The sequence below is a fragment of the Diaphorobacter ruginosibacter genome (assembly GCF_014395975.1).
Taxonomy (GTDB): Bacteria; Pseudomonadota; Gammaproteobacteria; order Burkholderiales; family Burkholderiaceae_C; genus Diaphorobacter_A; species Diaphorobacter_A ruginosibacter.
Genome location: NZ_CP060714.1, coordinates 1374536 through 1392119 on the forward strand (window position 1 = coordinate 1374536; position 17584 = coordinate 1392119).

General features: G+C 64.1%; 17 protein-coding genes and 1 tRNA gene. 10 read left to right on the forward strand and 8 right to left on the reverse strand.

Annotation, left to right across the window (positions count from 1 at the left end; all coding sequences use genetic code 11):
- Positions 1–72: 72 nt before the first annotated feature.
- Both H9K76_RS06305 and H9K76_RS06310 read right to left on the reverse strand, forming a co-directional pair.
- Positions 73–735 (reverse strand): hypothetical protein, encoded by a 663-nt coding sequence (locus tag H9K76_RS06305; protein ID WP_187598844.1) that lies wholly within the window; start codon positions 733–735, stop codon positions 73–75.
- 193 nt (positions 736–928) lie between these two features.
- Complete coding sequence (locus H9K76_RS06310) at positions 929–1864, reverse strand: LysR family transcriptional regulator (RefSeq protein WP_187598846.1); 936 nt, start codon at positions 1862–1864, stop codon at positions 929–931.
- A gap of 125 nt (positions 1865–1989) precedes the next feature.
- On the opposite strand from H9K76_RS06310, the gene H9K76_RS06315 reads away from it, so the two are divergent.
- Positions 1990–2640, forward strand: coding sequence for an NAD(P)-dependent oxidoreductase (locus H9K76_RS06315; RefSeq protein ID WP_187598848.1), 651 nt, complete (start codon positions 1990–1992; stop codon positions 2638–2640).
- 271 nt (positions 2641–2911) lie between these two features.
- Entirely contained in the window at positions 2912–4159 is a 1248-nt protein-coding gene (locus H9K76_RS06320; RefSeq protein WP_187598850.1) for a sugar transporter, read from the forward strand.
- Positions 4160–4221: 62 nt separating this feature from the next.
- Here H9K76_RS06320 and H9K76_RS06325 read toward each other — a convergent pair whose 3' ends face one another.
- Positions 4222–5475, reverse strand: coding sequence for a CaiB/BaiF CoA transferase family protein (locus tag H9K76_RS06325; RefSeq protein WP_187598852.1), 1254 nt, complete (start codon positions 5473–5475; stop codon positions 4222–4224).
- A 146-nt stretch (positions 5476–5621) separates the two neighbouring features.
- A complete protein-coding gene (locus H9K76_RS06330; protein ID WP_187598854.1) occupies positions 5622–6818 on the reverse strand; it encodes an acyl-CoA dehydrogenase in 1197 nt (398 codons plus the stop codon).
- 165 nt (positions 6819–6983) lie between these two features.
- Here H9K76_RS06330 and H9K76_RS06335 point away from each other — a divergent pair, with 165 nt between their 5' ends.
- Together H9K76_RS06335 and H9K76_RS06340 are read left to right on the forward strand one after the other, a co-directional pair.
- Entirely contained in the window at positions 6984–7919 is a 936-nt protein-coding gene (locus H9K76_RS06335; protein WP_187598855.1) for a LysR family transcriptional regulator, read from the forward strand.
- 149 nt (positions 7920–8068) lie between these two features.
- On the forward strand, positions 8069–8290 hold the full coding sequence (locus H9K76_RS06340; RefSeq protein WP_187598857.1) for a hypothetical protein: 222 nt from the start codon (positions 8069–8071) through the stop codon (positions 8288–8290).
- Between the two features lie 218 nt (positions 8291–8508).
- Here H9K76_RS06340 and H9K76_RS06345 read toward each other — a convergent pair whose 3' ends face one another.
- Positions 8509–9969: an amidase gene (locus H9K76_RS06345; protein ID WP_187598859.1), complete on the reverse strand. Its 1461-nt coding sequence runs from the start codon at positions 9967–9969 to the stop codon at positions 8509–8511.
- Positions 9966–10916: a Bug family tripartite tricarboxylate transporter substrate binding protein gene (locus tag H9K76_RS06350; RefSeq protein ID WP_246475343.1), complete on the reverse strand. Its 951-nt coding sequence runs from the start codon at positions 10914–10916 to the stop codon at positions 9966–9968. The genes H9K76_RS06345 and H9K76_RS06350 overlap by 4 nt, the downstream gene beginning before the upstream one ends.
- A gap of 238 nt (positions 10917–11154) precedes the next feature.
- On the opposite strand from H9K76_RS06350, the gene H9K76_RS06355 reads away from it, so the two are divergent.
- Positions 11155–12060: a LysR substrate-binding domain-containing protein gene (locus H9K76_RS06355; protein ID WP_187598860.1), complete on the forward strand. Its 906-nt coding sequence runs from the start codon at positions 11155–11157 to the stop codon at positions 12058–12060.
- A gap of 17 nt (positions 12061–12077) precedes the next feature.
- Here H9K76_RS06355 and H9K76_RS06360 read toward each other — a convergent pair whose 3' ends face one another.
- On the reverse strand, positions 12078–13331 hold the full coding sequence (locus tag H9K76_RS06360; RefSeq protein ID WP_187598862.1) for an NAD(P)/FAD-dependent oxidoreductase: 1254 nt from the start codon (positions 13329–13331) through the stop codon (positions 12078–12080).
- Positions 13332–13614: 283 nt separating this feature from the next.
- On the opposite strand from H9K76_RS06360, the gene H9K76_RS06365 reads away from it, so the two are divergent.
- The 3 genes from H9K76_RS06365 to H9K76_RS06375 all read left to right on the forward strand — a co-directional run bounded on the left by H9K76_RS06365 (position 13615) and on the right by H9K76_RS06375 (position 15224).
- Entirely contained in the window at positions 13615–14607 is a 993-nt protein-coding gene (locus H9K76_RS06365; RefSeq protein ID WP_187598864.1) for a Bug family tripartite tricarboxylate transporter substrate binding protein, read from the forward strand.
- A 235-nt stretch (positions 14608–14842) separates the two neighbouring features.
- The gene (locus tag H9K76_RS06370) at positions 14843–15031 is read left to right on the forward strand and encodes a hypothetical protein (protein ID WP_187598866.1); all 189 of its coding nucleotides are present in this window, start codon (positions 14843–14845) and stop codon (positions 15029–15031) included.
- A 116-nt stretch (positions 15032–15147) separates the two neighbouring features.
- Positions 15148–15224 (forward strand) — tRNA-Met (locus tag H9K76_RS06375).
- Between the two features lie 109 nt (positions 15225–15333).
- On the opposite strand, the gene H9K76_RS06380 is transcribed toward H9K76_RS06375, so the two are convergent.
- Positions 15334–15768 carry a tetratricopeptide repeat protein gene (locus tag H9K76_RS06380; protein ID WP_187598867.1) on the reverse strand — a complete coding sequence of 145 codons (435 nt, stop codon included), beginning with the start codon at positions 15766–15768 and terminating at the stop codon, positions 15334–15336.
- 260 nt (positions 15769–16028) lie between these two features.
- On the opposite strand from H9K76_RS06380, the gene H9K76_RS06385 reads away from it, so the two are divergent.
- Both H9K76_RS06385 and H9K76_RS06390 read left to right on the forward strand, forming a co-directional pair.
- Entirely contained in the window at positions 16029–16433 is a 405-nt protein-coding gene (locus H9K76_RS06385) for a hypothetical protein (RefSeq protein WP_187598869.1), read from the forward strand.
- 47 nt (positions 16434–16480) lie between these two features.
- Positions 16481–17551 (forward strand): linear amide C-N hydrolase, encoded by a 1071-nt coding sequence (locus H9K76_RS06390; protein ID WP_187598871.1) that lies wholly within the window; start codon positions 16481–16483, stop codon positions 17549–17551.
- The last annotated feature ends 33 nt before the right edge of the window (positions 17552–17584 follow it).

Genomic DNA, 17584 nt, shown 5'->3' on the forward strand with positions numbered 1-17584 from the left:
CGTGAAACGAAAAAGCAGCCGACTCATCCAGGGCTGTTGCCCGTGGAGCGTGTCGGCTGCCGCCATGATGCCTCAGTTGCCCTGGCTGTTGCCAGTGCCCCAGGGGTTCTGGTTCTTGCGATGGTCGGCCTCGCGCTGTTGGCGCTGGCGCTCGAAGATCTCGGCGCGCTCGCGGTTCACACGCGGGTCGGGGTTGTTGAGCTGGCGGTTCTCCTGCTGGCGCAGGATGCGCTCGCTGCGGTTGAAGTCGCGATCGGCCTCGGGATTGTTCGAGGGCAGGGGGCGTCCGCCGCCGCCGCGGTAACCGCCTGCGGCCCAGTTGGCCTCATCGCGGCGGCGATCGGCTTCACGGCGCTCCTGGTCGCGGCGACGATCCGCCTCGCGCCTCTCATGATCACGGCGACGGTCGGCATCGCGGCGGTCCTGGTCGCGGCGGCGCTCCCAGTCGTTGCGGCGGGCATTGTCGCGCGCGCGCCAGTCGTCGCGGTCGCGGATGTAGATGGCGCCGGAAATGCCCGGGTTGTAGGCGTAGTAGCCGCCGTCGTAGTAGTAGCCCGGGCCTTGCCAGGCCGGATAGCTGTTGTACGTGGTGTAGCTGGTGTAGCCGCCGCCATAACCTCCGCCATAACCGCCGTAGCTGCCCTGGTAGTAGGGGTCGTCGACGGCCACGCAGCCCGCGGTCAATGCGACCAGCGCGCCTGCCGTCAGAAGCTTGGAGAGCGTGGAGTAGTTCATGTCCTGTCTTCCTTTTGTAGGTGCAATCACGCGCAAGCGTCGAACTGCGGTAGTGACGGTGAGCGGGCGCAGGGAATCGTCTCCCGAGAGCCCTTGATGATGGTTAGACGTTCTTCCGAGCATTTTCGTTGACTTCGGGGCTGTTTCTTTGTCAGCCTTTGCCATTTCTTCACATTCGAGACCGGGTGTAAGTTCACGCGTGGAACACGCCCGGTGCCCGCCTCAGGTACTGTGCCAGATGTTCCAGTGCGAGCCGCACCTTGGCCGGCTGCATGCCGCGCTGCGGCGTTACGCCCCAGATGGGCAGGCCGCCCGCGCGGCCGAACTCCCAGTCGGACAGCAGGCGCACCAGCCGCCCGGCACGCAGGTGCTCCTCGACGTCCATGCTGGTGAGCAGGGCCACGCCGAGGCCCGCCTCGCACATCTGCATCAGGGCCAGCTGGTTGTTGCTCGAGATGCGCGGCGTGATCGGCAGCACATGTTCCTCGAAAACGGGCTGTCCATTCTTCTGCGCCGGAATGCGCACCTGCAGTCCCCGGGACTCCAGCGACGACGGAAGACCCAGCCAGCTCGCGGCCAAAAGGGCCTGCAGCGTGCCGGGCGTGCCCTGCGCGGCCAGCCATTGCGGTGCTGCGCAGGGCCACCACTGCATGGCGCCCAGGCGCCGCGCCACCCATTGCGAGTCGGGCAGGTTGCCGTAGCGGATGGCCAGGTCGATGCGTGCGGATGTCAGGTCGATCTGGGCATCGTCCACCAGCAACTGGAGGCGCAACAGGGGAAAGCGGGCCAGCAGGGGGCCGAGCGCGGGAGCGATGTGCCTGGCAAAGCCCACGGTGGATGAAATGCGCAGCTCGCCACCCGGCTCCTGGAGTTCCGCCTGCAGCTCGGCGCGGGCATTCGCAGCGGCCTCGACCATGCGCGCGCATTCGGCATAGAAACGCTGGCCCGCATCGGTGAGCGCCCATTGCCGCGTGGTGCGGTGCATAAGCGTGACGCCGCCCTCGCGCTCCAGCTGGCGGACCTGCTGGCTCACGGCCGAGGGCGTCATTCCCATGACGCGGGCGGCGGCCGTCATCGATCCCTCGCGCACCACGGCGGCGAAGACGGCCATGCGTTTGAAATCATCCATGCCGCAATTGTGAAGTGATACTTCAAGGTGATGGTTGAATTTGCAGGATTATCATTGAATTGATAAGTGCGTAACCTTGATGCCTGAATTGATTGATGATTTCCATCGAATTGAAAGGACAGGACATGAAGGTCGCATTGATTGGCGCAACAGGCTTTGTGGGTTCGGCATTGCTGGAGGAGCTTCTGCGTCGTGGGCACGAGGTAACGGCGCTCGTTCGCCATCCTGAAAAGATCGCTCTGCGCGATCACCTGAAGGTGGTGAAGGCCGACGTGCTGAACGCCGAGGATGTGAAGAGCGCCGTGAGCGGCAGCGATGCCGTCGTCAGTGCCTACAACGCGGGATGGGGCAACCCGGACATCTACAACGATTTCATGAAGGGCTCGCGTGCCATCGTCGCCGGGGTCAAGGCAGCGGGCGTCAAGCGCTACCTGGTGGTGGGTGGCGCAGGCAGCCTGTACGTCAACGGCGCGCAACTGGTGGATTCGCCGGACTTTCCGGCCGCCATCTACCCCGGCGCCAGCGCTGCGCGCGACATGCTCACCGAGCTGCAGGCGGAATCCTCGCTCGACTGGACATTGCTCAGCCCACCCATTGCGATGCAGCTTGGCGCGCACGGCGAGCGCACGGGCCGGTATCGCGTGGGGCAGGACGCACCGCTGATGCAGCCCGACGGTCAGCCGGGCACGATCTCCGCGGCCGATCTCGCGGTGGCGCTGGTGGATGCGCTGGAGAAGCATCTCCATCCGCGCGAACGTTTCACCGTGGCCTATTGACGGTAATAGAGGACCGCAAGGCCGTTGCGATCTGCATGCAGGCAGTGTGACTACGCAGCCTCCGTGCTCGCCCCGGACGGGCACAACATCGAGGCGGTGTGCCATACCCCCGGAGGCATGAGACAGGGGAGGGCCCGGAAGATCCCTGGGCCCGCATCAGGGCCATCGTGCGCACGGGATGAAGAACCTGCGGCATGCGAGCACAATCGCATGCTGCGCTGCAGCATTGCTCCATCCATCGGGCTGCCGGCGCCGAATTTTTTCTCCTTCCATGTCTTCGACTGATTCACTCCCGTCACCTTCCATCGCATCCAGTTCCGTCGCCGGGAGCGGCGCGCAGCGCTCGAACCGCCAGGCATGGCTCAGTGTGATCGCACTGGCACTCGGCGCGTTCGTCTTCAACACCACCGAGTTCGTGCCCGTGGGCCTGCTGAGCGATATCGGCAACAGTTTCGGCATGCGTACCGAGCAGGTCGGGCTGATGCTCACCATCTACGCGTGGATCGTCGCGCTCACGTCGCTGCCCTGCATGTTGATGACCAGCCACATGGAGCGGCGCAAGCTGCTGATGGGCGTGTTTGCGCTGTTCATCGTGAGCCATGTGCTGTCGGCGGTGGCATGGAGCTTTTTCACGCTGATGCTCAGCCGCGTGGGCATTGCGCTCTCGCATGCGGTGTTCTGGTCGATCACGGCCGCGCTGGCCGTGCGTGTCGCGCCCGAAGGCAAGAAGGCGCCGGCACTGAGCCTGCTGGCCACCGGCACGACGCTGGCCATGGTGCTTGGCATTCCCCTGGGCCGCGTGGTGGGCGAGGCGCTGGGCTGGCGCACGACGTTCGGCCTGATCGGCGTGGTGGCGTTGACGGTCATGCTGGCGCTGTGGCGCCTGCTGCCCGCGCTTCCCAGCGAGAATGCGGGTTCGGCGAGCAGCGTGCCGATGCTGCTCAGGCGGCCGGCCCTTGTCGCCACCTATGCATTGCTCATCCTGATGGTGACCGCGCAGTTCACGGTCTACAGCTACATCGAGCCGCTGATCCAGAACGTGGCCGGACTCAGCGCGCAGACCACCACCTGGGTGCTGCTGCTGTATGGCGGAATGGGGATTGTGGGAAGCGTGTTCTTCAGCGCGTTCGGCCTGCGCTGGCCCCGCGCGTTCCTGCTGGCCACGCTGACCACGCTGACGGCCTGCCTGTGGGCATTCCTGCCCAGTGCGGCATCGCTGCCGGCGCTGTACATCGTCTGCGCCGTCTGGGGCGTGGCCATGCTGTGCATGGCATTGACGCTGCAGGCGAAGGTGCTGCGGCTTGCGTCCGACGCCACGGACGTCGGCATGTCCCTGTTCTCGGGTCTCTTCAATGTGGGGATCGGGGCTGGTGCGCTGCTCGGCAGCCAGGTCGGCACCCATGCAGGCCTTGAACACCTGGGCGTGGTCGGCGGCAGCCTGGCGCTGCTCGGGCTGGTGTGGTGCGTCTTCGCGAGCTGGAAATGGGCCGCGAGCTTTTCCCCTGCGCCGCAGAAGTGAGCGGGCCGGTGACTGTACCGGCGATCCCTTCTGCCCATGCAGCCGCTGGCGCCACCGTCTCGTCAGACGATCTTTTCCGCCTTGAGGCGGGCTATTTCCTCAGCGCCGAATCCCATTTCCAGCAGCACCTCGTCGGTGTGTTGCCCGAGCGCTGGTGACGCATTGCGGTAGGTGACGGGCGTGCCCGACATGCGGATGGGGTTGGCCACGCCAGGAATGCTGCTCACATGGTCGGGTGCCGGTGCATCGCCCCAGCGCGGCAGGTCGATGCGCAGGCCGCGCGCCTTCACCTGAGGATCCTCGAATGCATCGGCCAGCGTGTTGATCGGGCCGCAGGGGACGGCCTTGTCTTCGAACAATGCCACCCATTCGCCGGTGGTGCGCGTCTTCATCACCGGAGTCATCAGGTCAAGCAGGGCCTGGCGGTTGGCGACGCGGTTGCGGTTGGTGGCAAAGCGCTCGTCGGCCGACCATTCGGGGTGATCCACCGCCGAGCAGAACCGCGCGAACTGGCCGTCGTTGCCGATGGCCAGCAGCACGTTGCCGTCGGCGGATGGGAAGTCCTGGTAGGGCGTGAGGCTGGGGTGCTGGTTGCCGGCACGCGTGGGCGCCTTGCCGCTGGCGAGATAACCCGATGCCTGGTTGCACTGGATTGCCATGGCAACGTCGAGCAGCGCCATGTCGATGTGCTGGCCTTCTCCGGTCGCGTTGCGCGCATGCAGGGCGGCCTGCACAGCGTTGGCGGCATAGAGCCCGGTGAGCACGTCGATCACCGCCACGCCCACTTTCAGCGGCCCACCGCCGGGCTCGCCGTCGGCATGGCCGGTGATGCTCATGAGGCCGCTCATGGCCTGCACCATCAGGTCGTAGCCCGCGCGCTCCGCGTACGGCCCGGTCTGGCCGAAGCCGGTGACGGAGCAATAGACGAGGCGCGGATTGATCTCGCGAAGGCTCTCGTAGTCCAGCCCGTACTGCCGCAGGCCGCCGACCTTGAAGTTCTCCACCAGTACGTCCGCTTCGGCCGCCATCCGGCGTATCAGTTGCTGGCCGCCGGGCGTTGCCATGTCGATGGTGATTGAGCGCTTGTTGCGGTTGCAGGACGTGTAGTAGCTTGCCTGCTGCGTGACCTCCCCATCGTCGTCGCGCAGGAAGGGAGGGCCCCACTGGCGGGTGTCATCCCCGGCGAGGGGGCGTTCGACCTTCACCACGTCGGCACCGAGATCGGCCAGCATCTGGGTGCACCAGGGGCCTGCCAGCACCCGGGACAGGTCGAGCACCTTGATGCCGGAAAGCGCACTTCTTGGATGGGTTGTCATGTCTCGTTGTGTTTCTTGATGCAGCCTGCGGCGGCACCGGGTCCATCACGGAAAGGCCGGCATGCCTGCAGCCCCGCCGGCGCGGTGCACCGGATGGGACCGCATGGCAATCCGCCAGCCGGTCAAACCGTTGATCAATCGATCAATCAGTTGGCAAACGCCGCGAGGCCCGTCTGCGCGCGGCCGAGGATCAGCGCATGCACGTCGTGAGTGCCTTCGTAGGTGTTCACCACTTCCAGGTTCACCAGATGGCGGGCCACGCCGAATTCGTCGCTGATGCCGTTTCCACCCATCATGTCGCGCGCCATGCGGGCAATGTCCAGGGCCTTGCCGCAGTTGTTGCGCTTGATGATCGAGGTGCCCTCGACCGATGCGATGCCCTCGTCCTTCATGCGGCCGAAACGCAGCGCTGCCTGCAGGCCGAGCGCGATCTCCGTCTGCATGTCGGCCAGCTTCTTCTGGATCAGCTGGTTGGCGGCAAGAGGGCGGCCGAACTGCTTGCGGTCCAGGGTGTACTGGCGTGCCGTGTGCCAGCAGAACTCCGCCGCACCCATGGCACCCCAGGCGATGCCGTAGCGTGCGCTGTTCAGGCAGGTGAACGGACCCTTCAGGCCCTGCACTTCGGGGAAGGCGTTTTCTTCGGGAACGAACACGTCGTCCATCACGATCTCGCCGGTGATCGATGCGCGCAGGCCGACCTTGCCATGGATGGCGGGTGCGGTCAGGCCCTTCATGCCCTTCTCCAGCACGAAGCCGCGGATCGGGCCGACGGCACCGCCCTCGCTCACTTCCTTGGCCCAGACGACGAACACGTCGGCGATCGGGCTGTTGGTGATCCACATCTTGTTGCCCTTGAGCCTGTAGCCACCATCGACCTTGTAGGCGCGCGTGGCCATGCTGCCGGGGTCGGAGCCGTGATCGGGTTCGGTCAGGCCGAAGCAGCCGATGTATTCGCCGCTTGCCAGCTTGGGCAGGTACTTCTGCTTCTGCGCTTCGCTACCGAACTCGTAGATCGGCACCATCACGAGCGAACTCTGCACGCTGGCCATCGAGCGGTAGCCCGAGTCCACGCGCTCGACTTCACGCGCGATCAGGCCATAGGCCACGTAGTTCAGGCCGGGGCCGCCGTACTGCTCGGGGATGGTGGGGCCGAGCAGGCCGACTTCACCCATCTCGCGGAAGATGCTTGCCTCCGTTTTCTCATGGCGGAACTGTTCGAGCACGCGCGGAGCCAGCTTGTCCTGGCAGTACGCGGCGGCGGCATCGCGGATCGCGCGCTCGTCGTCGGTCAGCTGCTGTTCGATCAGAAAGGGGTCGTCCCATTGGAAGCGTGCGTGGGCCATGTGTCGTGTCTCCGAAGTGAGGAAGAAAGAGGGGATTCGGGTCTGGATCCTGCATGCAGGACCTTGGACGATGGACGCATGTTAGTCCCCGGGATGTGCCTGGGGCAAACGATTTGATTTCATCCAGAAATGCAAAATACTCATACATGAATAGAATGCGATCCCATGCGCAGACACATTCCTTCCACCCAGGCACTCGCCTGTTTCGAGGCGGCAGGCCGCCACGAGAGCTATACGCGCGCGGCGCAGGAGCTGGCACTCACGCAAAGCGCGGTGTCGCGGCAGATCCTTGCGCTGGAGGAGCAGCTTGGTGTGCAGCTCTTTCGCCGTACGCGCCATGGCGTCACGCTGACCGAGGCGGGGCGGCACTACAGCAAGCAGGTGGCCCGCTGGCTGCAGGGCCTGGAGCGCGACACGCTCGACGTGATGGCGCACCAGGGCCATGGCGGTTCGCTCTCACTTGCCGCGGTGCCCACGTTCGCCACCCGGTGGCTCATTCCGCGCCTGCCGCAGCTCGCCAGGGAACACCCCGACATCGTCGTGCACATCGAAACCCGGACGCGTCCGTTCCTCTTTTCCGACACGGGCTTCGATGCGGCGCTCTACGCGGGTACCGAGGAGCAGGTGGCGAACTGGCCGGGCGTGCATGTGCGCATGCTGATGCAGGAAGACGTGGTGCCCGTCTGCAGCCCGCGCCTGCTCGAGCAGAGCGTGCCGCGCGCAAGGGGGCGAGCGCACCAGCCGGTCGCTCCGGCAACGATCGCGCGGATGCCGCTGCTGCAGCAAAGCACGCGCCCCTATGGCTGGCAGCAGTGGTTCCATGCCATGGAGGTCGACGCGCCGCGTGCGCTCGATGGGCCCCGGTATGAGCTTTTCTCAATGCTGGCCGTGGCCGCCACGATGGGACTCGGCGTTGCGCTCATGCCGCCCATGCTGATCGAGGCGGAAATGGAGCGCGGCGATCTGGTCATTGCCTGCGACAGGCTGCTGCAGGGAGAGCGCGCGTACTACCTGGTGACACCTGCCCAGCCTGCAGCCCCCGTGCTCACCGCCTTCGGCGACTGGCTGGCGCGCATGGCCGGTGATCCGCAATTACCCTGATTGACGGTGCATGACAAAGGAATAGCCTGCAGTTGCAACGCATTGCAAGGTGGATGGGGTTTGTAGGAGAACAGCCCGTCTGCGCATCCCTTCGGAACCGCGTGGAACGGGCTCACTCGAATCCAACAAACAACGCAAGGAGTACTGCCATGGCATTGGATGCTGTTTTTCATGCAAGCACTTTCGAACCTACCGTGGATGAGCTCAGCACGCTCAAGCGCCTGGAGATGGGCGAGCTGGTGAGCATGACCGAGGCGCTCAAGACGCACCTCTCCGGCCGATTGCTCGAGTGGGGCATGGTCGGCAAGACATTCGACGGCAAGTTCACGATCACCGATCTTGGAAGACAGCAGATCCGCCGCGCTACCTGACCCCCCGATACCTCGCCGTTTCCGGCAGGCCACGCGCGGCATTGGGCTGAGCGACGTGCCTCAACTGCGGATTACCGGGGAATCGATTGGCCGGCCGCGTTGCACAGCAACAGGCGGCGCGAGGCAATGATTCGCTGGCGGTTCGGCACCGGCCTGCGCACTGCGATCCGGGCATGCAGGGTATTTTTGATTCCGTGCATGCCTGCCAGACACTGAAGTCACGCGCTGAAACCCACCCTGGTTTCGAAGAGCGCCGATACCTCGAACACCACATCATCCCTGCCGATGGGTGCCATGATCTGGATACCGACAGGCAGCCCTTCGCGCGTCACATGCACCGGCAGTGATGCGGCCGGCGCACCCGCCATGTTGGCGAGGGGCGTGTAGGGCGAGTAATCGAAGATGCCATGCTCCCCGAGACGGTAATCGAGATAGTCCGGGTTATTGGCCGCGTAGGCTCCTATCAATGCCGGGGGCGTGCTCAGAACGGGCAGGGCAATGATGTCGATTCCCTCGTCCTCGAAGAAGCGACCGTAGGCCCGCGCGACGGTGTTCATTGCATCCATGGACCGGGCATAGTCGATCGCGCCAAGTCGCATGGCGTAGTCGACCATCGACACCCCTGTGGGCTGCATGAGCCCGGCATAGGTTCCCTCTCCAACCTTCTTCATCACCGCGTGGGCCGCATTGGCTGCAATCAGCGGCAGCATGCTGGCCACCATGGCTTTCAGGTCGATGGCTGGAAACGCGTCCCGGACGCCGAATCCCAGCGAAAGCAGCGACGACCTGAAACCTTCGTAGGCCTGCCGAACTTCCTCGTTCCTCGGATAGAGCGGATGCGATTCGGGCAGAAATGCGACCCGCCTGGCTGGTGTGGCATACCCCTGCGTGACGACATCCTCGAACGATCTCGAAAAGACGGGGTTCATGTACTGGCAGCCGGCATCGGCGCCATAGGTGCCGTCGAGCACCACGGCGCTGTCGATGACGGTGCGCGTGATCACATGGTCCACCGCCAGACCCGCCCAACCCTCACCCTTGTGCGGCCCTCCGGGCATCATTCCGCGCGAAGGCTTGAAGCCGAACAGCCCGCAGTTCGACGCCGGGATCCGGATGGAGCCCGCGCCGTCTCCGCCATGCGCCAGCTCGATGAAGCCCGCGGCCACTGCGGCCGCGGCGCCGCCGCTCGACCCACCGGCGCTGTGCGCGAGGGAACGCGGGTTGCGCGTGGGCGGCCCGTAGACCGGTGCCTCGGTGGTGGGGCTGGTGCCCAGTTCAGACGTGGTGGTCCGGGCAAAGATGTTCAGGCCGAGCCGCTTGTAGCGGCGCACCAGCTCGCTGTCGGTGTTCCATGGGGTGTCCTTGAACAGCTGCGAGCCCGAGCTCGATGGCAGTCCCTCGACCCCGAACCCCAGGTCCTTTACCGCGAAGGGCACGCCAAGGTAGGGCCTGTCGCGCAGCAGCTGCGCTCTTTGCTCGCCATTCAGCCGCGCAAGCTCCTCATCGATCCGCCGGGCATTTCCGAGTCCCAGTTCCTCGTTCACATGCACCATGCAGTTCACCTGCACGTCATCGCGCCGCACCTTGGCGAGGCTGTCCTGGAATGCTTCGGTGGCGCTCATGTCGCCGGCGGCGATCTGGCGCGCCAGCGCATGGACGTACTTTCCTTGGTGGGTCATTTCTTCAACACTCCCAGGCGTTTCAAGGTCTCGCCTTCTGACTGGTTGGTGGCGATGATGAACTTGCGGTAGTCCTCCGCATTCAGGTAGACCAGCGGTTGGTCCACCGACTCGAGCACCCTCTTCATGTTGTCCGAGAACAGCGCCTTCTTGAATGCATCGTGCAGCTTCTGCACCACCTCGGGCGGCATGCCCCTGGGTCCCGCAAGGCCCCAGGGCGACTCGAACACCAGGTCGTATCCGTATTCCTTGAGGATGGGCACCGTGTTCCATTTCTTCGTGCGTTCGCTGCCGAAGGTGATCAGCAGGTTCATGCGCCCGGCGTCGACGTGGGGCGCCATGCCGGAGGAGTCCACGCCGAGGTCCAGATGGCCGCCCAGCAGCGCCGCCATGACCTCGCTGCTGCCCTTGAAGGGAACGTGCTGCAGCTGGATGCCGGCCTTCTCGGCAATGGCCTCGGTGGCCAGGTGCTGGCTGGTGCCCACGCCCGGGCTCCCGTAGGTGATCTTGCCGGGATTCTTCTTGGCGTCGGCCACGACGTCATCCCATGTCTTGTACCTGGAGTCCTTGTTCGCAACGATGCCGAAGGTGTACCCGGTCAGTCCGATGATTGGCGTGAAGTCCTTCACCGCGTCGTACTGGACGTCCTGCATGTAGGGCATGCGTATGACGGCGACCGAATGCTGCGTGATGGTGTAGCCGTCGGGCTTCGCCGTGCGCGCAACGATCTGCGGTCCCAGGGTGCCGCCGACACCCGCCTTGTTCTCGATGACGATGGGTTGGCCCAGGTGCTTGGCCGCCTCGCTCGCGAAGGCGCGCAGCACGACGTCGGTGGAGCCCCCGGGCGGCCACGGCACCACCAGCTTGACCGGCTGGCTCGGGAAGTTGTCCGCGCTGGCGGAAAGGCAGGTAAGTGCCATGGCGAACATGGCCAGTGACTTGCGCATGAAAGACTCCCTTTCGCCTGCTCGCAGGTCCGAAGACATGGTGCGCAGGATGTGTCGAGGTGAATGAGACTCCGCCGAATTCGCTTCCGAGGGAATGCTAGGTCGATGCACAGGCCTTGCCCGGTATGGATATCCCTATGCCGCGATGGAACGCCGAAGCTGCGCGGAGCGGCCGATGCAGGAGACAATTCATCCAGCGCGGCACGCCCTGCGCGCACTCCGTCTTTCTTCTACTTCCATGCGCAGACAACTGGGCTTTCGCCACATCGAGACCATCCATGCCATCGTGCTGACCGGCTCCGTCACGGGCGCCGCGACGCGCCTGCATGTGACGCAGCCGGCCGTGAGCAATGTGCTCAAGGACGCGGAGGAGCGTCTCGGCATGGTGCTGTTCGAGCGGCGTGGCGGCCGATTGATTCCGACCGGCAACGCCGAGGCCCTGTTCAACGAGATCGAGCGGTCCTTCATCGGCCTGGAGTCCATCAATGCGTTCGCGTCGCGGCTGCATATGGAGCGGCACAGGGTGCTGTCGGTGGTGTGCACGCCCGCTTTCGGGGCATCGGTGCTGCCTCGCATGGTGGCTTCCACCGGAGAGTCGGCGCGGCATAGCCTGCTGTCCGTGCATTCGCGGGTGGCTCACCATGTCGCCGCACTGGTCAGTTCGGGCAAGTGCGACCTTGGCTTGGGCCTTGAGGTGCCCGAGGTGCCCGGCGTGGAGAGCATGGTGATCGGCGAGCTGCCGATCATGTGCTATCTGCCGGCATCGCACCCTCTTGCCTCGAAGGCGCGGATTCACGCCGAAGACCTGCTGGACGAGCCGATGATCGCGCTCAGCAGCGTGGAGGGTGTCGACACGGTGGCGACTGCTGCATTTCGTGATTGCGAGCGCATGCCGGTCTCGGTCATCGAGTGCCCGGCCGCGATCTCTGCCTGCGCGATGGTCGGGCAGGGGCTCGGCTTTGTGTTGTTCGATGCGCTGCCTTCACTGGTATGCGACCCGGCGCGCCTGGCGATGCGACCCTTTGTATCGCAGAGCCGGCTCACCTACCGTGCCTACCGGCTCAAGGGCCGGGCTCCCCATGACGAAATCGATCGGCTGATTGCGCTGGCCCGCGAGGAGATGCAGCGCATCGCGGCGGCATGAGCCTGTGGCGCCGGAGCTCAGTCGAAACGGCTCAGCGCGTAGTCCGCGGGCTTCAATGAAGTGGGCGTGCCCGCGACGAGCTGCGCGATCAGCTCTCCGGTCATCGGTGCGCCCGTCATGCCGGTGTGTCCGTGGCCGCAGGCGACATACAGGCCCGGAAGACTTGGTGATTCATCGATGACCGGCAGGCTGTCCGGCGTGGACGGCCGCAGCCCGAACCATGAGCGCGCGCCCTGCGTGCGAATACCGGGGAACAGATCGCGGGCTGCATCGAGAATCGCATCGATGCGGCGCGCATCGGGAGGATGGTGCAGTCCCGCGATCTCCACCGTGCCCGCGAACCGCAGGCCATGCTGCATGGGCGTGACCGCCACTGCACGATCCTTGTAGATGAACGGCTGCGGCACATGCACGCCGGGGGCTGGAAGCTCGACGTGGTAGCCGCGCTCGAATTCGAGCGGAATGCGCATTCCCAGGCCGCGGACCAGCTCGGCGGAATGTGCCCCTGCCGCCACCACGACACGCGGGGCGGACAGGTCGCCCGCGCTGCTCCACAGGCGGAACCCCCGGGCGCTACGTTCGATCTTCTGGACCCTGAGAATCTGCCACGTACCGCCTGACGCCAGGAACTGCCCGAGAAGCGCCTGCGTGAGTGCCTGGGGATTGACGGTGTTGGCGTGTTCCGTGAAGCAGATGCCTGCCTGGACATGGGGCGCGATGGCGGGCATGCGCCGGCGTATGTCCGCCTGATCCACGGGCACCGTCGCGACATGGTGCTGGCGGCGCAGTTGCTCCACGAGGCGGTCGGCGCGCGATGGCCTTGCCGACGAAGAAGACCAGAGATGCAGCTGGCCGTTGCGCGCGATGAGTTGATCGCACTGCTCGCGGCCCAGCAGTGTTTCATAGCAGCGCAACGCGGGTGCGTGCAGTGCGCTCAGCGCAGCCGATGCGCGTCTCACGTTGTCGGGAGATGCGGAGCGCAGCCAGCGCAGCAGCCAGGGCAGCGCCTTCAGTGCATGTCCCGGACGCACGGACAGCGGACCGCGAGGGTCCAGCAACCAGCCGGGAACCTGCCGGATCATGCCGGGCAGCGCGATCGGTATGCAACTGCCGGTGCTGATGAGCCCCGCATTGCCGAACGATGCGCCGCTGCCCGCGCCGGTGCCATCGAGCAGCAGCACCTTCAGGCCGGCGCGCTGCAGTGACAGGGCGCAGCACAGGCCCACGATGCCCGCGCCGATCACGACGATGTCCGCCGGCGTGGTGTTCATGGGTATGGAGTCTGAAGTGGGGCGGAGCATGGGGACTGTGAAGAGGGCAGGGGGTGAAAGGCGAACAAGCAGCAATGTCGTGTGTGCCGTCATGTTGCCCATGCAGCACCGGCAGCGCCAATTCGATTTGCTGATAGGCTATTTGAAATCGTGATTCGACATGCAGGCGCACCGTGCAGATGATCGGGCTGCAGTATCCAAATCAGGCCGTCACACCCGTTCATCTTCAGTTCCGTCCAAACGCCCGCTGCGCGATGGGGACGGAATTGGCTCCGGAGATTCCATGTCAGTTCAGAACACTTCTTTGAATCGTCGTCGGTTCGTCGCGCTGGGCGCTGCGGCATGTGCATCGGCACAGCTTGCTCCCCAGGCGTTCGCGGCCAATGTGCCTGCGCGTTTCATCGTGCCATTTCCCGCAGGGGGCGCCGCCGACGTGATGGGACGCGTGATCGTGGATGCCCTCAGGGATGAGATCGGCCAGACGGTGATCGTGGAAAACAGGCCGGGAGCCAGCACGCGCGTTGCCGCAGAGACCCTGAAGAACGCCGCGCCCGACGGCAATACCGTGCTGATGACGTTGATGGACACCATGGTGATTGCGCCGCTGGTCTACAACAACCTGCGCTACAACCCCGAGAAGGACTTCGCGCCCATCACCTCGGTGGCCGAGCTCACCTACGGCATCGCGGTGAATGCGAGTTCTCCCTACAAGACGCTTGCCGACTATCTCAAGGCAGCGAAGGCCGACAGCCAGGTGGCCGCTCTCGGCGTGTCGGGCCTGGGTTCGGTGCTGCATTTCCTGGCCTACGATTTCACGCGCCAGTCCGGCGCGGACATGTCCATCATCCCGTTTCAGGGTGGGCCGATCATGGTGACCAATCTGATCGGCAACCAGATCGGCTCGGCCATCGACGGAATCGGCGTTTTCCTGGAGCACCACCGCAATCGCAAGCTGCGCATTCTTGCGGTGTCGAGCAAGCAGCGCGTGAGCCAGTTGCCCGACGTGCCGACATTCACGGAGCTGGGATATCCCACGCTGGTAGTCGATTCGGGCTACTCGCTCTATGCACCGGCCCAGACGCCCGCGAACCACATCCAGCGCTGGAACGCCGCCATGCGCAAGGTGCTGGCGCGGCCCGAGGTAAAGCAGAAGATCCAGCTCATCGGTTATGAACCCCTGAACGGCTCCACGCCCGAGGAGGTCACCCGCCTGCGCGAGCGGCTGAGCGCGCATTGGACACCCGTCGTGAAGGCCACGGGCTACAAGAGCGATTGAGGCGCACCAGCCCATCCTGGTTACGCTTTGGCCGGGTTCTTACGAAATAGCCGAAACAGCCTTCAATCTGGCCGTTTGGAAAATCGCCCGTACCGTCCCATTGCACGCTATGTGGTGACATCGGCCTTGGCGCAAGCGTGCAACGGAATGTTGATGCTGCAACAACGCGGCCCGGCAGGCATTTTCCCGGGCCTACCATGCCTTCATGTTCATTTGATGTTCAGGAGAAAAGAGCATGAAGACGCTGACCATGTTGGGCGTGCTCGCAGTTGCTGCGATGTTGAGCGCATGCGAGCCCAAGACCACTCCCAGTCCGAAGGCCGTGGGACCCGAGGGCACGACACAGCCGGCACCGGGCTCCGCCAACCCAAACAGCGGCATGCCGGGACCGGGTAACGGCGGCACGGGCGAGACGCGTCCCTGACGCCGATCGGCCGCCGTACTGCCATGACCCGGCCAGGGATACCCATACTGTGCTAATATCCAGCCTCTGTTGATCGCAGGCCAGCAAGGGCTTGCAGGATGCAGCAAAAGAATTACCGCGCGATGGAGCAGTCTGGTAGCTCGTTGGGCTCATAACCCAAAGGTCGGAGGTTCAAATCCTTCTCGCGCAACCAAGTTAAAAGAGCCCTGGCTGGAGACAGCCAGGGCTCTTTTACTTTGCTTTGCTCCTCTTATTCAGTGGGAGCACACGGGATGGTGCCGCCATGGTTGCAGACACGGTTTTCATGGATTTTCCAACCGCTGCACCAACTCCGCTCCGTTCGGATATCCACTGTCTCGGGATCGCCGCGCCCAGTAGATGGCCTTCTCGTTATCGTTCTCGTGCAGGTAGTTCTGCGCCAGGATGTACTGTGCGGAGCCATGCCCCAGCTCCGCGGCGAACAGCAACCATTGCCGGGCCCTGGCACGGTCGTTCTCGGCCCAGTAGTGGTCATACACATTGAACGCAGCCCTCTTGTCACCGGCGCGCGCCAGACTCTCCTGGCGGTGCAATTCCGCATCCGACATCCTGCGGATACCTACCGAGAACGGGGCATCGTCGTATCGAATGCCGGTCTCCGGAGGGGATTGCGCGATATAGGGGATGGGGATGCTGGTGCAGGAAACGGTGCTCAACACGAGCAACATGGCCAGTGGTGCGAGATGGAGAGGGTGCATGCGGATGTTCATGATGGCAGAGCCGCCATCATAGGGATGCAAGCAGGGTGCCGCTGTTCCCGTATACCCATGACAAAGTGACCGAGCGGCAGTGCGTGGACCAAGGGGAGATATGAGACTTCCATGTGGTAACGTATGTGTATCAATTGGCTTCAATGGCGATGGCCCGAAGCCCTTCGCAATGGAAAACGGGGCATGCATTCGCCGCAACCCCATCGCCCACCTTCTCATTGCTTCCCCAGCCGCATCAAGCTCTTCACATGAACAAAACCACCTTTTGCAAGAAACACGTCGCCACATTCGCAGTGGCACTCGCCGCGTTGCCGCTGGTGGGTCATGCCGCCCCGGCATTCTTTCTGAACGACACCATCATCCGGCACATTCCCTCCAAGGACCTGCCTTCGTTCCGCAGCGCCCTGGGCAGTGTCCTGAATGGCTCGAGTGACGGTTTCGCACTGCGCTGGAGCAGTGCGCATACCGTGCCCTCCAAGACGATCAACGTGGAGTTCCGGTCGCTTCAGACGGCGCAGACCCGATCGGCCAACACATGCCGCCTTGTCAAGGCGGACGTCACGAGAAGCCGTGAGTCCGAGACGTGGCAATTCTGGTTCTGCCAGCAGGAGGACGGCTCCTGGAAGGCGAGCGGCAGCTCTCTGCCCGGCTGAGCTTCGATAGTTACGCCATGGAGTTCAATCAACCAAGGATGTCTGTCATGAAATCACCCAAGGTATTGGCCACGCTGGCCAGGTCGGTGCTCGTCGGTCTGGTGGTTGCCCAGGTGGCCCCTGCTGCGCTTGCCTGCACGAGGCTTGTTTTCGTGGGAGACAATGCACAGGTGCTCACGGCGCGCTCCATGGATTGGAAAAGCGACATCGTCAGCAACCTCTGGGTCTGGCCGCGCGGCATGGAACGTACCGGGCAGACCGGGCCCAACACGCTGCGCTGGACTTCCAAATATGGCAGTGTCGTCACCTCGGGCTACGACATTTCCACGACCGATGGCGTCAACGAGGCAGGCCTTGCCGCAAACCTGCTGTGGCTGGTGGAGTCGCAATATCCTGAATTCGATGCTTCAAGCAAGCCGGGCCTGACGATTGCGGCATGGGCTCAGTATGTGCTGGACAATTTCTCGACAGTCCAGGAAGCGGTGACGGCATTGAAGGAGCAGCCCTTCACCATCGTCTCGGACAACGTGCCCGGAGAGAACCGGCTGACCACGCTGCACCTGTCCATCTCGGATGCCAGCGGCGACAGCGCCATCGTGGAATACATCGGAGGCAAGCAGGTCATTCACCACAGCCGCGAGTACCAGGTCATGACCAACTCGCCGATCTTCGAGCAGCAACTGGCACTCAATACCTACTGGAAGCAGATCGGCGGCACCACCATGCTGCCGGGCACCAACCGTGCCGCGGACCGATTTGCGCGGGCATCGTTCTACATCCAGGCCATCCCGAAGGACCAGGAGCCGAACAAGACGCTGGCCAGCGTGTTCAGCGTCATCCGCAATGTCTCCGTGCCCTACGGCCTGACGACGCCGGGAGAACCCAACATCTCCTCGACACGCTGGCGTACCGTTTTTGATCACCAGCGGAAGCTGTATTTCTTCGAATCGGCCCTCACACCCAACACGTTCTGGGTGGACCTCAAGAAGATCGACTTCAGCCGGGAAAAGGGCAAGGTGCTCAAGCTGGACCTCGGGCCGAACCAGGACCATCCCTTTGCGGGCGACGCAACGGCTGCGTTCAAGCCTGCGCAGCCCTTCCAGTTCCTGGGAATCTGAGAAAGGCAGGGACGTGCGTCCCTGCTGCTCACT

Coding starts and splice junctions, on each gene's coding strand:
- H9K76_RS06330 (WP_187598854.1), bottom strand. CDS start 6,818: ATGGCCCACGCACGCTTCCAATGGGACGACCCCTTTCTGATCGAACAG.
- H9K76_RS06320 (WP_187598850.1), top strand. CDS start 2,912: ATGTCTTCGACTGATTCACTCCCGTCACCTTCCATCGCATCCAGTTCC.
- H9K76_RS06305 (WP_187598844.1), bottom strand. CDS start 735: ATGAACTACTCCACGCTCTCCAAGCTTCTGACGGCAGGCGCGCTGGTC.
- H9K76_RS06360 (WP_187598862.1), bottom strand. CDS start 13,331: ATGAACACCACGCCGGCGGACATCGTCGTGATCGGCGCGGGCATCGTG.
- H9K76_RS06365 (WP_187598864.1), top strand. CDS start 13,615: ATGTCAGTTCAGAACACTTCTTTGAATCGTCGTCGGTTCGTCGCGCTG.
- H9K76_RS06345 (WP_187598859.1), bottom strand. CDS start 9,969: ATGACCCACCAAGGAAAGTACGTCCATGCGCTGGCGCGCCAGATCGCC.
- H9K76_RS06350 (WP_246475343.1), bottom strand. CDS start 10,916: ATGCGCAAGTCACTGGCCATGTTCGCCATGGCACTTACCTGCCTTTCC.
- H9K76_RS06310 (WP_187598846.1), bottom strand. CDS start 1,864: ATGGATGATTTCAAACGCATGGCCGTCTTCGCCGCCGTGGTGCGCGAG.
- H9K76_RS06380 (WP_187598867.1), bottom strand. CDS start 15,768: ATGCACCCTCTCCATCTCGCACCACTGGCCATGTTGCTCGTGTTGAGC.
- H9K76_RS06390 (WP_187598871.1), top strand. CDS start 16,481: ATGAAATCACCCAAGGTATTGGCCACGCTGGCCAGGTCGGTGCTCGTC.
- H9K76_RS06325 (WP_187598852.1), bottom strand. CDS start 5,475: ATGACAACCCATCCAAGAAGTGCGCTTTCCGGCATCAAGGTGCTCGAC.
- H9K76_RS06370 (WP_187598866.1), top strand. CDS start 14,843: ATGAAGACGCTGACCATGTTGGGCGTGCTCGCAGTTGCTGCGATGTTG.
- H9K76_RS06315 (WP_187598848.1), top strand. CDS start 1,990: ATGAAGGTCGCATTGATTGGCGCAACAGGCTTTGTGGGTTCGGCATTG.
- H9K76_RS06335 (WP_187598855.1), top strand. CDS start 6,984: ATGCGCAGACACATTCCTTCCACCCAGGCACTCGCCTGTTTCGAGGCG.
- H9K76_RS06385 (WP_187598869.1), top strand. CDS start 16,029: ATGAACAAAACCACCTTTTGCAAGAAACACGTCGCCACATTCGCAGTG.
- H9K76_RS06355 (WP_187598860.1), top strand. CDS start 11,155: ATGCGCAGACAACTGGGCTTTCGCCACATCGAGACCATCCATGCCATC.
- H9K76_RS06340 (WP_187598857.1), top strand. CDS start 8,069: ATGGCATTGGATGCTGTTTTTCATGCAAGCACTTTCGAACCTACCGTG.